Source organism: Candidatus Vicinibacter affinis, from assembly GCA_016714365.1.
GTDB classification, from domain to species: domain Bacteria; phylum Bacteroidota; class Bacteroidia; order Chitinophagales; family Saprospiraceae; genus Vicinibacter; species Vicinibacter affinis.
The window spans coordinates 2,192,238-2,207,015 of sequence record JADJNH010000005.1 but is presented as its reverse complement, the minus strand read 5'-3'; the positions used below and the strand labels follow the sequence as shown (position 1 = coordinate 2,207,015).

Below are 14,778 nucleotides of genomic sequence, written 5' to 3'. Positions count from 1 at the left end.
TCAAGAAAGTTGAAACCCATTTCAATTTGTATTACCACCACTTCCGACATTGGATTTGACCAACGACTGCAAAGGGTTTCCAACACATTGGTGGAACTCGGATACCGGGTAACCATTCTATACAGGTCCAAATCCTCCATAAAAAAATCAATAACAGATCGCTACTCCTTTGAGCATCCGGCCATCACTTTAATCCTCATATCCACCTGGTTCCAATCTTCATTTCTTTTTTATTCGGAGTACAATATTCGGTTGCTATGGAAATTGATGGGCCTCTCACCAAACTGGGTCTATGCGGTAGATGCAGACACCTTATTGGCTTCAACGGTCTTCAAAAAAATTAAAAGGGGCAAACTCATTTTTGACGCCCATGAATTTTTTGAAGAAAGCCCTGAAATAATTGATAAAAAATTCATTCGCAAAACATGGTCAAATATTATCCATTGGGGAACGGCTAATGCTGATTTATGTTTGTCTGTAGCTCCCATCTTATCTGAAGTACTGAGCAAAAAATATAAAGTAAAATTTCATTCAATCAGGAATCTACCAACCAAGAAAATCTTTCCGAATACTTACACTGATCGACCAAAAGTGATTTGGTATCAAGGGGTTTTAAATATAGGCAGAGGCCTGGAATTAATGATTGAAGCCATGCTTTCACTGCCTGAATATGAGTGTTGGATTGCGGGAGACGGGGACATCTCTGATCAACTACATAAACTTGCAGAAAAGCTTAATTTAGGAGCCCGGATAAAATTCTTTGGAAAGTTAACACCTGAAGAACTTGCATTACTAAATACCAAAGCACTAATTGGGATCAATTTGTTGGAAGGCAAGAGTTTGAATTATTACTATTCCCTGGCCAATAAAACCTTTGACTACATTCAGGCAGGGTTACCCACTCTTCACATGAACTTTCCGGAATATCAAAATCTGATAGCAGAATATCCTGTTGGAATTCTACTGTCGGAATGTACCCCGGAAGAAATTTCAGCTTCAGTGAAATCCTTAGAAGATCCTACTCTCTATCATCAAATGTTTCTTGCCTGCCAACAAGCTGCGAATGTTTTGGTTTGGGATAATGAGTCTGGTATTCTGGTAGAATTGCTGCAAAATCTGGAAAACAAAAATGAAGATCCCTCATCGCTCCAACCAAAATAAATATATATAATTTATCTTAATATAATACCTTTGCCAAAACTTTACCTTGCGAGCAGATAGTGGAACGAGTACCTTTATGCATGTCCTGGCGGTAGCCTTGGTTTTTTCATTATTGGGACTGGCACTTTTGGCATTTATTCACAGTGTTCGCCTTGAAGACAGAATCAGTACAGAAACTCCTTATGTCATTGAACTCAAGAAAACTTATTCCAAAGATTCACTTGATGTGTTGAAGAATTGGCTGAATGGCCAATCCGGAATAGTAAAGGGAAGTATACAACTATTGAATAAAGAAGAAGCTCTCAAGGAAATGACTGCTGATCCTCGGGTTGACATTTCCATTGCCCCCGGAGAAAATCCATTTTATGACATCCTGATGATTGGACTAGATCCTTCCCAGGATCAACAATTTACCATCAAGAAAATACAGGAATATCTAAAGACCCAATCAATTGTCAACATGGCAGGAGACCATGTCGCCCTGAAACCTGAATTAACCAAAACCATTGGTAAAGTAAAAACTGTTTTTATCTTCATTACCCTTCTTACAGCCATTCTGGCATTTTTAGTGACCGGATATTTGGTCAGGATTTACATTCGCACAAAATTCGATGTCATTCAATTGTGGAGATTGCTGGGAAGCACTGAAGAAAACATTACGAAACCATATATCAGAATTGCCATTACCCACGGTCTTGCAAGTTCCCTGATGGCTATTGGCCTGATGGGTTTGGCGATGTTGGCTCTGTTCTACTTGTCACCATGGATTTATAATTTAATCGATCTAAAAAATTTTGTGGTGGTTATGCTCGTTTTATTGGTAATTGGGCCAACTTTGCACATTCTTGGTATTCGTCGGGCCTTGAATTCATATCTTAACAAATAAAATCAATCATGGGAGAATCAAAATCTAAAAAAGCACCCATAAAATCTGAAACTGCTTACACTGCGGATACCCAAAAAGTTCTTTCTTCTCTAAAAAGAAAGGACTCAATGTCCTATGGTAAAGCCCATATCCAGATTGTCTTAATTGGGTTGGGTCTGATAGCCTTAGGTCTGTTACTCATGTCCGGAGGATGGATGCCATCTCCCGACGTGTGGGACGAAAGCATCATTTATTCAACCAGAAGGACCGTTATTGCGCCAATTTTTATCATTGCAGGACTTGCCATGCAGGTTTATGCAATATTTAAAGACTAATTCATGTCCGAATATCTGATTATTTTGATCCTGGGCATTGTTCAGGGATTGACCGAATTTTTGCCGGTGAGTTCTGACGGACATCTTGAATTAGCTAAATATTTTCTGGGGGATCATTCCTCTGCGGTGGACAGTCTTCAACTCACCGTTATTCTACACATGGCAACTGCACTCAGCATAATTTTTGTTTTCAGAAAAAGAATTGTTGAATTGATCAAAGGCTTGTTCTCCGCTTCAGATACAGCCTCCAAAACTTTCAGTATCCGCATCATTATTTCGATGATCCCGGCCGCTATTGTTGGACTTTTCTTTGAAAAACAAGTGAGTGAATTGTTCAATGGTAAAATCATGTTTGTAGCGTGTATGATCCTGACAAACGGTTTGATCCTAATGCTGGGACACTACAGAACTTTAGCCACAGGAGGCAACAGTAGCTGGAAATCATTTCTGATGGGCTTCAGCCAGGCGATTGCCATTCTACCCGGAATCAGTCGTTCCGGCAGTACCATCGCCACTGCAAGTCTTGTGAATTTTGAAAGAAATGAGGCCATCAGTTTTTCGTTTTTGATGGTTGTTCCATTAATCCTGGGTAAAATCGCCAAAGATATTTTGGAGGGTGGTTTGATGGTTTCTTCCTATTCTCTTTCTGCTGTTTTGCTGGGATTCATCACTGCTTTTTTAACCGGAGTGTTGGCATGCGGATGGATGCTCTCTCTGGTAAGGAACACTAAAATGAATTATTTTGCCTGGTATTGCATCATTCTTGGTGCGGGACTGATCTTATATCTCCTTTTAAATCGTTGACCCTGATAGCAACTCCATTAAATATTCAGCAGTTAGACTTGTCTGCCGGAGCTGTATTTCTGGTCAATAAGCCATTGCGGATGACTTCTTTTTTTGTGGTGGACCGTATCAAAAGAGCCATTTGGAGATCTTCCAAACAAAAAATAAAGATTGGGCATGCCGGAACACTGGATCCTCTTGCCTCCGGTTTGTTGATTTTATGCACCGGAAAGATGACCAAAAAAATAGATGATTATCAGGCCAGGGAAAAGCATTATACAGGTCATTTTACCTTGGGAGCTTCTACGCCAAGTTATGATCTGGAAACTGAGGTGATTCCATTCGAAGATCCAGGCCATATTAGTCTTGAAAATATAGAGAGCTGCAGGAAATCATTTCTGGGCTACCAGGAACTAATACCCCCCGTACACTCCGCAGTTAAAGTTGGGGGTAAAAGGGCTTACACGCTGGCTCGTAAAGGGGAAGAGGTGTTACTGGCTGCCAAGCCCATCTACATCTCTGAAATGGAATTAAGCACCGACCATTTTCCACAGATTGGTTTCAGCATCAGATGTACCAAAGGAACCTACATTCGCTCGATTGCACATGAATTTGGGCTTAGATTGGGAAATGCCGCCTTTCTATCGGCTCTTGTAAGACAAAACATTGGTGAATACTCGTTGGAGGATGCGTGGGAACTTGACGAACTGATAAAAATTCTTAATCCCTTTAATGCACCTTTGGTACCCTGAATCGTTCTAACTTTGTCAGGAAAACGAAACACTATTTATGTCCATTCAAGTCGAGAATCTTGTAAAAATTTATGGCAGCCAACGGGCTTTGAATGGCATTAGTTTTACCGCAGGTAAAGGCCAGATTTTGGGATTCCTGGGACCGAACGGTGCCGGCAAAACCACCACCATGAAAATCCTTACCGGTTTTCTTTTCCCGACTTCCGGAAAAGCATCTGTTTGCGGATTTGATCTCTCAGAATCACCTCTTGAAGCCAAAAGAAAAATTGGATACCTACCTGAGCACAACCCTTTATACAAGGACATGTACATCAGGGAATACCTCCTGACTTTTGCAAAAATCAGTCAGATTCAAAATCCGAAAAAGCGCGTTGAGGAACTTATCGAATTGACAGGCCTCACCAAAGAACAAAATAAATTGATTGGTTCCTTATCTAAAGGATACCGCCAAAGAGTTGGACTAAGTCAAGCCTTGTTACATGACCCGGAAGTTTTAATACTGGATGAACCAACCAGTGGACTTGACCCTAATCAAATCCAGGACATCCGGGACCTCATACGGAATTTTGGTAAAGAAAAAACCCTGATTTTTTCGACGCACATCATGCAAGAGGTGAAAGCATTGTGTGATCGGGTGATCATCATCAACAATGGTTCAATTGTCGCAGACGATCCCATTGATATGTTGCAGGAAAAATTATCGGACCGCCAAATTGTACATGTAGAATTTAATAAAGACCTGCCCATTGATTTATTAAAAAACATTCCGGGCGTTCAATCGGTAAGAACCAATGGCAAGGCCCGATTCACCGTTTATTCAAGCAACCAAAAAGATTTACGCGAAATGTTATTCAATTTTAGCGTTCAGAACAATTACATCATTTACGAAATGAATAAAGATAAAAACAGTGTGGAAGAGGTATTCAGCTTACTGACCAAGTCATCTCCAAAGGATTAAAAATATGTGGACGATTTTTACAAAAGAAATTTCCGGTTTTTTCAGTCTGCTCATAGGTTATGTTGTAATTGGTATATTCATTCTGATCATGGGATTAATGATGTGGGTGTTCCCGGATTACAGTATATTATATTTTAACTATGCTTCCCTGGACCAATTGTTTATCATGGCACCCATCATCTTTATGTTTATGATTCCTGCCATCACCATGAGATCTTTTTCTGAAGAAATTCAAAACGGAACCTTAGAAATACTCATCACAAAACCAATCACCGAAGCTCAGATTGTCTTAGGTAAATTTTTTGCATGTCTGAGTCTGACCGCAATTGCCCTATTACCTACCCTATTCTACTTCTATGCAGTTTACCAATTAGGGGCTCCGGTTGGGAATATCGATACGGGCGCTGTAATGGGTTCTTACATTGGATTACTTTTTTTGGCAGCTGCCTGTACTTCAATTGGCTTATTCAGTTCAGCCATTTCTAGAAATCAGATCATTGCTTTCTTGTTGGCGATTTGTTTGATTTTCATTTTTTACTATGGGTTTTACTTTTTTAGTAAACTCCCGATTTTTTTTGGAAAAACAGATGACATCATCCAACGAATCGGGATGGATTTTCATTACAACTCCATAAGCAGAGGAAGCCTCGACAGCAGAGACATCATATATTTCTTCAGCTTAATCGGTTTCTTTATTTGGCTTAACATCAGTTGGTTAAAAAATAGATTTTTCTAAGGTGGGCATTATCAATAAAATCCAGGGATCTTTTAAGGTCATCTTCTTGACCGGCATTTTGATTTTTATCAATGTGCTGGGATCTTTCTTTTTTGGGTCAGTGGATCTCACAGAAGAAAAAAGATTTACACTTACTCCTTCTACCAAAAATATTATCCGAAATGTACCGGAGGTAGTACTCGTCCGGGTATTACTTGAAGGAGAGTTTCCTGCAGGTTTTAAGAAACTCCAACAAAGCACCAAAGAATTGCTTGATCAGTTCAGAGCCGAATCAGGTTATATTGAGTATCAGTTCGAAGATCCTAATGATGGATCCATTCAAGAGATAAATGCCAGAAGAGAAGAACTTAAAAAAGATGGTTTGGTTCCTACCAATCTTATGGTTCGAACGGGAACTGAAAATAAAGAACAATTGATCTATCCTTACGCAATTTTTAATTTCGCCCAAAAAAAAATTGCCATCAACCTTTTAGAACACTCAGCTGATCAGGACCAGGAAACCAATCTGAGCAATTCAATTAGTTTGTTGGAATATAAATTTGCAAACGCCTTGCAAAAGTTACAACACCAGGAGAAAAAAAACATTCTTCTTTCAACAGGACATGGTGAACTGGAAAAAGAACAAACCAAAGCATTGGTACTGCAACTCAGCTCCTTTTATAATGTTGGTTACATCAATTTGGACAGTAATTACAACCTTAAAAAAGAAATTGACTTACTCATTATAGCGAGACCTACCATTCCGTTTTCAGAAAAAAATAAATTTGCTTTAGATCAGTACCTGATGAATGGTGGAAAAATCATTTATCTGGTGGATGGCATGTCAATCTCTTTAGACACTTTAAGTACCCGAACAGAATACATTCCGGAACCACTCGATGTTAATCTTTCAGATTTGTTTTTTGAATATGGACTCCGAATTGAACCCAACCTTGTACTGGATCTGGAATGCAGCAGAATTCCACAGGTCATCGGAAACCAGGGAGGCAAGCCACAAATCGAATTATTTCCTTGGTATTATCATCCGCTGGTCGCTTCAAAATCAACACATCCCATTGTAAATAATATTGACCGGATTAGTCTGGAATTTCCTTCATCGATTGATACCCTCAAAACAAAAACATCCTTGAAGAAAACGGTACTCATACAGTCTTCTCAATACAGCCGATATCAGTTATCTCCCATGAAAGTTGGGTTTGACATATTGAGGTATAAAGCAGATCCAGATAAATTCAACAAACCATTCTTACCCATTGGAGTTTTGGTAGAAGGTGAGTTTTCTTCGCTGTTTGAAAACAGGGTAAGCGAAGAACTAAAATCTCAACTCACAAGCCTTGGTATGGACTACAAATCAAAATCAAGTCCTACTTCCATTTTGCTGGTATCGGATGGAGATCTGATACGAAATTTATACGACAAAGAAACAGGCAAGTTCGCACCATTGGGTTACAACAAATGGGAAAAAACCAGTTTCAACGGCAATAAGGATTTTATTTTAAACAGTATTGAATACATGATTGCACCGGATAATGTTCTGAGTGCAAGAGCGAAAGAAATTAAATTGAGAATGTTGGACAAAGTGAAAGCTGAGAAAGAAAAAGGTAAATGGCAATTTTTCAATATTGGATTACCGGTTATCTTAATTATCATCTTCGGCCTTCTCAATCAATTTATTCGCAGAAAAAAATACATTAAACCCCTGAACATATGAAGCAGAAAAATACCCTACTGTGGTTGTTGATTTTTGTAATACTCGGAGGTTTGTCCTGGTACTTTGTAAAATATAAAAACAATAAAACTTCCATAGATACTGCTGACAGGGAATTTGCTGTAAAAGACATTGACCAGGTGACCAAAATCTTTCTTGCAAAAAAAGATGGAGAACCCATTACACTTGAAAAAATTGAAAATCAATGGTATGTTAATCAGAAATATAAAGCCTTCCCAAATGCCATTGAAAACATTTTAGACGTTATCCAAAAAGTCTCCTTAAAATCTATCCCTCCTAGACCTTCCTACCCGTCCATCATGAATGACCTGGCAAGCATAGGGATAAAAGTGGAAATCTATACCAATTCAAATAAACCCTTTAAAACATATTACATTGGCGGTGTGACCGGAGATGAAACTGGAGTCTACTTTCTCATGGACAATGCGCGGCAACCTTACGTGATGCATCTGGATAAACTGAATTCAAACATCCGTCACCGATATGACATCAAATTACAGGACTGGCGGGATCGCTCTTTAGTTCCTTTGGAAAAAAAACAACTGGCTGGGGTGAGCGTTGATTATCCCTACGATCCTTCCTCCTCCTTTTTGATTACCAGCTCAGGCAATGAATTAAAATTGGCACAAGGGCAAAACCCAAATACGTTTATCCAAAACATCAATCAAAAAATATTGGATTCTTATTTCGAGAACCTTCTAATTGCACAAACCGAAGCATTTGAAAATACCAATCCACTGAGATCGCAGATAAGTACTTACCTCCCTTGGTGTCGAATTGCTATAAAAACAAACAACAAACCAGATTCATTAATTCTGAGTTTCTATCCCATTAATGAAGAAAATGAACAACCGGTCGATCTAAGTTCAGCTTATTTAGCAAAAAAGAATTTCTTCAGATTATTTGTCAACCGCAGTGATGGCGATTTTCTTTTGCTGCAATTCAATCAGGCTTCTGCCGTATTAAAAACCTTTCAAGATTTAAATGTCGTCAAATAGATTTCATTAACTTTGCCCCGGACCTAAGGGCCCGATTTTTTTATAACACAACACACCCTTCATGCAACACCCTAGTTTACAGTTTTGGCTGTTTAGATTGTTTTTAGTATTTATTTGGATACTTATCCCATCTTTTGGATTCAATGCCAACATTAATTCTATCAATAAAACGAACCCTGATTGGGGGTTTTACGCACACAAATTGCTCAACAAGTTAGCCGTATTCACCTTACCGGCAAACATGATTGAATTTTACAAAACCAATTTGGAATTTCTAAGCAACCATGCGGTTGATCCGGACAAAAGAAGATATGCAATTAAAGGTGAGGCTACTCGCCATTATATAGATCTCGATCATTGGGGGAAACAATCCTATCAAAACCTTCCGGGTGATCTCATCGAATGTGTGCTGCAATCCTCAGACATAAAAATTTTCAAAGGCTTGGACAGCACATCGGTATTTGAAAAAATTGATTCCCCGGATAGAAATATTAAAAAGTTAGTATTCACCCATTCCTTCAAAAATAAATTTTTGGAATATCGAGATGGTATCGATTTACCTGATTTGAAGAAGTGGTTGCTGGAATATGCATGGATGGATCATGATGAAGAAGATTGGGTAATTGGTACCGATAAAATCACCATTCTCTTCCCGAATGCAAATCTTCAAGATTTTCAGATGCACCTGGTGGACCATTTCAGTCCCCATGGAATTTTACCCTATTTTTTACCTCAGATTTACAAGCGATTGGTACAGGCTTTTAAGGAAAATGATCCGGACAAAATCCTAAAATTATCTGCAGACATCGGGCATTATATTGGCGATGCTCATGTCCCACTGCACACTACAAAAAATTACAATGGACAACTCAGCAATCAAACAGGTATTCATGCTTTTTGGGAAAGTAGAATTCCGGAATTATTTGCAGAACAATATTTCGACTTTGTGGTAGGACCTGCAGAGTATGTTCCTGACATCCGACCCTATTTCTGGAAAATCATACAAGACAGTCATCAAGGTGTAGACAGCGTCCTCATGATAGAAAAAAGAATAAGCCAAATAACTCCTCCGGACCAACAATATTGTTTTGAAACAAGATTGGGGGCTGTTACCAAACTTCCATGTAAAGATTATGCGGAACTTTATCACAATACTTTAGACAAACAGGTTGAGGCCAGATTCAGGTCTTGTATTTTATCCATTGGTTCTGTTTGGATGAGCGCCTGGACAGAGGCAGGTCAACCTGATCTTGAAATTATGACGAATAAAAAATCAAATGCCTCTATCTTTCAGAGAGACTCCCTGCAGGAAAATAAATTTTTAAATGTCAGAGATCATGAATGACCATTGAGTAAAATTTAATGACTCCTGGATAAATAAACCCATTAATACATTTGTCCCAAACTAATTCTTTGAATGCAACAGCTTCCTTAATATTGGAACTTTCCCGGGAAGATTAATTCTCAAAAGACAGACGCCATTGAGTGGTTCCATGTCAATTCTCCATTTATGTTCACCTAATGGAGTTGCTTTGACTGGAATTCTTATACCCACAAGGTTGAACATTTCAAAATCCGGGGAAAGGTCCTCAGAACCTAATTCTACTACAAAGTGATTTTGAAATGGATTTGGATAAATCATGGGCAAACTGGAAGGATCTACCGGATTTATCGTACTGGTCAGGCAAGTTGATCCGGTGGTTTTAAATCTTAAGGAAATTTGTTGTGTAAAATTAAGATTACACAATACACCCAAACGAATCTCGTAATCACTGCAAGAGTCCAATCCTGATAAAAAAACCATGTCTCCCCTAGTGTTGGAATGTTGCCATCCGGGTTCATATAATTTCCGGAATTGATAATACACCAGATCATTACCATTGATTTTTTGAAAATCGATGACTGCCGTATTTTTGGTAGTTCCGGCTAATGCAGCTTTTGCAAGCGGGCCACAGGATCCATTTGTAATAAGAATGCAGTAATCTTCATATTCTCCAAACTCAAGTCCTTGACTGCAAGGACCGGGCTCTTCGATGTTATTTTCCGCATATTTGAGCATGATCCTTAATCTGGTGTAACCATCTTTCGCCTCTGCCGGAATATTGAAATTAAACGATGCTGTTTGATTACTTTTAGAACCTGCCGGAATAAGATTTTCCTGCGTTTCAAAAATTCCATTTTGATTTTGATCCAGCCAGGCCACCATGTGCATCAAGCTGCTGTCATTGGCAAATCCAGGGACGATTTTTATACTGTGCGCTTGCCATTTATCCAACACCCATTGATAGGATGACCCGGTATAGTTTCCGTACCCAAGGTTATTTCCGGTTTTAAATTCAACATTGTCAACAGAAATGGATTCAATCCATTCAAAATTGGATTGGGGCCTGTTGCGTTTACAGTAAGAAATGTCGGTACACTGCCCACATCCATTGGTTTGTATGATTAATGGTTCACTCATTGCAGACCATTCCGGATCACAAAAACTAAAGAAATTGCATTCATATTGTTGACATGGCAGTAATCCATTTATTAGAATTTCTTGACCATTGGTATGATTCATATAAACGGTATCAAAATGGAGATCAAAACGTTTTCGAATTACGTATGCAATCCTGTTGCTGATGCCTGAATGCCGCAAATTCACCAGAACAAAATCATCTCCGGAGAATTTCATGGACAACCGATCCGGTGATTGACAGCAACCGTCTGTCCAAACGGATTGAACAGGTGAATAAACTTCCTTGAAGCGAACACAACCTCCTTTTATTCTAAATTCATATTCGGTACAATATTCCAGGTTATTAAACACAATGGTACTGTCTGAAAATGCTTGCTGTTGTTCCCAATTTGTGGCGCCCTTTTTTCTAAGTTCAATACTTACCGGCAACAGCCCGAGTGGTACAGATCTTCGAAATTCAATTTTGTTAAGCTCACTGTGCAATTCAAATGGTTGAACGGCATTGGCGGCAGAACCTAAATTTAATACACCTCCGCTCACCGTAATGGCCTGCAGCGAAGCTATCTTTTTACAATTGGATAAGATGAGCGATTTGACAGATAAGGCAGCAGTTCCAGGATTTGATCGAGCCAGTTGTGCCAGGTTGTTGCAGGGAATACTGTACAACAATGCAATCGCGCCGGCTACCTGCGGGGCAGCCGCACTGGTACCTGAAAAACTCCTCAGACCATTCGATGGGCTGATGGTATATACATTTTCACCATAAGCACCCAAATCAATTGACTTATTTCCATATCCTGCTGTAGGATCTTTTTGATCAAACCAATCCATGCTGGTTACCGTGATCAAATAATCACTTTCACAGGTAGTGGGCAGATCTCCATCTTCGTCTACATTTAAATCCAGATTGGTGGTGGATGCGGCATTGAGAATGCCTTCAGCTCCCAATGAATCATAAACTGCACACCAAATTGGCGCTTCCTCCGGCATGCCATAATCAGATCCCCAGGATGAGTTGGTAGCGACTACAAAAGCACCTTGCTTTCCATTGCTTTGATTGTAGGCCTTTCTGGCTTTCCATGGATAAGTGTAGGACAGGATGGCATTTGCCTCATCACCTCCGCCTGCTACAAACATGAGCTTTACTTTCCAATTAATACCGCATACGCCCAAATTATTATTTCCGGTGGCAGCAGCAATTCCGCAAACCGGAGTCCCATGAAATCCGGGGTCAAAATTTCCTCCATCCTTATAACTGTTCCAGCCATAATAATCGTCTACATAGCCGTTCTGGTCATCATCCAATTTATTGTCCGGTATCTCTTGATAGTTTCTCCATAGATTTCCCTTAATGTCATAATGAGCAATGTCCAAACCATCGTCTATGATACAAAGCACAATGGTATCGCCGAGTTCTGTGAGCCCGCCTGTATTCAGATCCCATGCCAAATCAGAGTCAAAATCAACTCCCGGAAGTCCCCCCTCTGATCCGGTATTCAAATGATGCCATTGTCTGAAAAAATAGGTATCGTTGGGTGATTTTCTAAGTTGCAATAATTTGTTTTTCTGAACGGCCAAAACTTCAGGATCCTTAGACAACTCAGCTATGATGTCCTCAGGCCTGAATAAGGTAAAATCAAATTCCAGTAAAAGGATATTCCAATCTTCTGATAAAACCTTCTTTAACCTTAACTCACCGTTGCTGGATCGGGCTTTTAATCTATTCCTGAGAAAAAGTCTTGGATTAGAGCCTGAGTTGAGTTTTACGATGAGTTCACCTTGTCTGTGGGTCAAAGCCTGGGCAGACAAATGCAGGGGTAGAATAAAAGCTATACATGAAAGAAAAATGAAAACTAGAGTTCGAAAACCTGTCATGAAATTGGGAATAAGCGAATCTTCCTACAAGATACATACCACTTTAGAGTTATCCGATAAATATATTAAATAAAGTTACCAATCATATACAAATATCAAATATTTGTCATACATTAGCGTCTAATTTTCAGTACTATTGTTAAACTACGACCAAAACTCTTTTTTATGAAATCATTTCGTTTTTACGTTTTGATAAGTTTCGTGTTTTTTGCAGGCATTCTGAATGCTCAAAATGAACTTCTGACATCTGCAAAAGACCATTTTAAAAATCAAAAATATTCGGAAGCCATTCCCCTTTTTGAAAAACACTTATTGTCTCATTATCAAGACGTTAACGCACAAAGACTGTTAGCATTATCTTACCAAAATGCTGGCATGAGCCACAAGGCTAATCAGATGTTTAAATATCTTTTGTCAAAACCTCATCCGGATTCCGAATTGTATTTTGAATATGGGGAGTTTCTACGCAACCAAACCGACTTTGTCTCTGCTAAGGGTATGTATTTGAAATATGCGCAATTTAACCCTGCCATCGGAAATTATTTTGCTCAATCCTGCGACTTTGCTTTGGCAGAGTTAACAAAGCCTAAAAGCTGCAGCCTTGATAAAGTTGAGGAAGCCGAACAAAGCTCGTTAAAAGAATCAGGTAATGAACAGACCACTAAATCTGCTCCAAATTCAAAACCTGCAAATGCCCCAAAATTAATCGCAAACTCCATGGATAAGTCCATTGCCCTGGACGAAATCATTCACGGGAAATCCCTTGCCAATGGAATTATTGCCTACAGTGATCGTAGAGATTTTGTAGCATTTACAAAATCTAATAAGCAGTCGCTTTCCACGCTCATGAATCAATCCGCTAATACTTCTTTGTATTTTGCCCAGGTAGATCAAGATGGCTCATGGTCCGGAATAAGCACTTACGAATATTCCAGCCAAACCTATTCCACCAATTTTCCTGCACTTGCTGATCAGGGAAACACTCTGTATTTTGCCTCTAACAAACCAGGCGGTTATGGAGGTTATGATCTATATGTCAGCTACAGAGAATCCAATCAAAATTCCTGGTCTGAACCTCAAAATTTAGGTTCTCTCATCAATTCCCCGGGAAACGAAATCTCTCCTTTTTATAAAAATAATGATCTTTTCTTTTCTTCCGATTGGCATAATGGTTTTGGAGGCTTTGATGTATTCAGGTCGACCAGGGATGGAATTGCATGGAGTGACATCCATAATTTAGGAGCCTGTGTAAATTCCACTAAAGATGAATATCAGTTTATTCTGGATACAACAAATGATGGCGTTTTTCTTTCCAACCGTGAATCAAAAATTGGCGGTGAACATCAATATAAAACTTCTAAAGTTGCTCTCAATAATGGCGTTGGTTCAGCGCATCCTATCATGGAATCTGACATCAGCTTCAAATCGCCCATGGACATGAATATTTTGGTGGCGCCTTTAGAAGTTGGAAATATAGACGAAACCGGACTGGTCTTTGATGATCCAAACATTGGATTCTTGCCTAAAAATCAACAATTGCAAAAAGTATATTTTATACAAATTGCCGCAATCTCCCACTTTAATGAAGCCATGGCCGATCGATTTAAGAAATTTACCAAATATGGTGATGTATATCGCGTCGAATCAGATGGTATTAATAAAATCCGTATTGGAAGCTTTCAAAAACTAAATGATGCCTTGGCTACCTTAAGCCTCATGAAAAAGAGCGGAATTAAAGAGGCGTTTGTCGTTGCAGATATCCTGGATGACAAGCGTTTTAAATTGATCTTGAAAAATTCGACTGATTTTAAAAACATAAAAGAAACTATAGACGAAACCGGTAAATTCAAAATTCGCGTTGCAGAGTTTAAAGCGCCGGATTGGTTCGATCCATCTCCACTGCGCGACATCGGTAAAATAGAACATTGGACAAAAGGTGGTTGGACCATCATAGTCTTAGGTGATTTTGCAAATTCACACGATGCAATTCAAGCCCTGGACAAAGTAAAAGCTAAAGGCTTCAAAGAAGCTTATATTGTGATTGAAGAAAATGGAAAGTTGTTTAGACAATAGATTCCATAGAAATTATCGGTGATCCATTATTGATGGTTTACAAAAAATCTAC

12 protein-coding genes are annotated in these 14,778 nt (G+C 39.1%); 11 read left to right on the top strand and 1 reads right to left on the bottom strand.

The genetic code is table 11. The annotated features are described in order from the left end of the window. Positions 1–9: 9 nt before the first annotated feature. The 10 genes from IPJ53_08700 (at position 10) to IPJ53_08655 (ending at position 9,662) form a co-directional block, all read left to right on the top strand. Positions 10–1,161 carry a glycosyltransferase gene (locus IPJ53_08700; protein MBK7799178.1) on the top strand — a complete coding sequence of 384 codons (1,152 nt, stop codon included), beginning with the start codon at positions 10–12 and terminating at the stop codon, positions 1,159–1,161. Between the two features lie 46 nt (positions 1,162–1,207). Next, positions 1,208–2,047 carry a hypothetical protein gene (locus IPJ53_08695; protein ID MBK7799177.1) on the top strand — a complete coding sequence of 280 codons (840 nt, stop codon included), beginning with the start codon at positions 1,208–1,210 and terminating at the stop codon, positions 2,045–2,047. Between the two features lie 8 nt (positions 2,048–2,055). Beyond that, on the top strand, positions 2,056–2,361 hold the full coding sequence (locus tag IPJ53_08690; protein ID MBK7799176.1) for a DUF3098 domain-containing protein: 306 nt from the start codon (positions 2,056–2,058) through the stop codon (positions 2,359–2,361). Between the two features lie 3 nt (positions 2,362–2,364). Beyond that, a complete protein-coding gene (locus tag IPJ53_08685) occupies positions 2,365–3,165 on the top strand; it encodes an undecaprenyl-diphosphate phosphatase (protein ID MBK7799175.1) in 801 nt (266 codons plus the stop codon). Positions 3,166–3,245: 80 nt separating this feature from the next. After that, positions 3,246–3,896 carry a tRNA pseudouridine(55) synthase TruB gene (gene truB / locus IPJ53_08680; protein ID MBK7799174.1) on the top strand — a complete coding sequence of 217 codons (651 nt, stop codon included), beginning with the start codon at positions 3,246–3,248 and terminating at the stop codon, positions 3,894–3,896. Positions 3,897–3,933: 37 nt separating this feature from the next. Further along, positions 3,934–4,854: a gliding motility-associated ABC transporter ATP-binding subunit GldA gene (gldA, locus tag IPJ53_08675; protein ID MBK7799173.1), complete on the top strand. Its 921-nt coding sequence runs from the start codon at positions 3,934–3,936 to the stop codon at positions 4,852–4,854. A gap of 4 nt (positions 4,855–4,858) precedes the next feature. After that, a complete protein-coding gene (gene gldF / locus IPJ53_08670) occupies positions 4,859–5,590 on the top strand; it encodes a gliding motility-associated ABC transporter permease subunit GldF (GenBank protein MBK7799172.1) in 732 nt (243 codons plus the stop codon). Position 5,591: 1 nt separating this feature from the next. Then, positions 5,592–7,301 (top strand): gliding motility-associated ABC transporter substrate-binding protein GldG, encoded by a 1,710-nt coding sequence (gene gldG / locus IPJ53_08665; protein MBK7799171.1) that lies wholly within the window; start codon positions 5,592–5,594, stop codon positions 7,299–7,301. Then, the gene (locus IPJ53_08660) at positions 7,298–8,317 is read left to right on the top strand and encodes a hypothetical protein (GenBank protein MBK7799170.1); all 1,020 of its coding nucleotides are present in this window, start codon (positions 7,298–7,300) and stop codon (positions 8,315–8,317) included. The genes gldG and IPJ53_08660 overlap by 4 nt, the downstream gene beginning before the upstream one ends. Before the next feature lie 61 nt (positions 8,318–8,378). After that, complete coding sequence (locus IPJ53_08655; protein ID MBK7799169.1) at positions 8,379–9,662, top strand: hypothetical protein; 1,284 nt, start codon at positions 8,379–8,381, stop codon at positions 9,660–9,662. Between the two features lie 60 nt (positions 9,663–9,722). On the opposite strand, the gene IPJ53_08650 is transcribed toward IPJ53_08655, so the two are convergent. Continuing rightward, positions 9,723–12,653 carry a S8 family serine peptidase gene (locus IPJ53_08650; GenBank protein ID MBK7799168.1) on the bottom strand — a complete coding sequence of 977 codons (2,931 nt, stop codon included), beginning with the start codon at positions 12,651–12,653 and terminating at the stop codon, positions 9,723–9,725. A gap of 165 nt (positions 12,654–12,818) precedes the next feature. Here IPJ53_08650 and IPJ53_08645 point away from each other — a divergent pair, with 165 nt between their 5' ends. Next, on the top strand, positions 12,819–14,726 hold the full coding sequence (locus IPJ53_08645) for a PD40 domain-containing protein (protein MBK7799167.1): 1,908 nt from the start codon (positions 12,819–12,821) through the stop codon (positions 14,724–14,726). Positions 14,727–14,778: the final 52 nt, after the last annotated feature.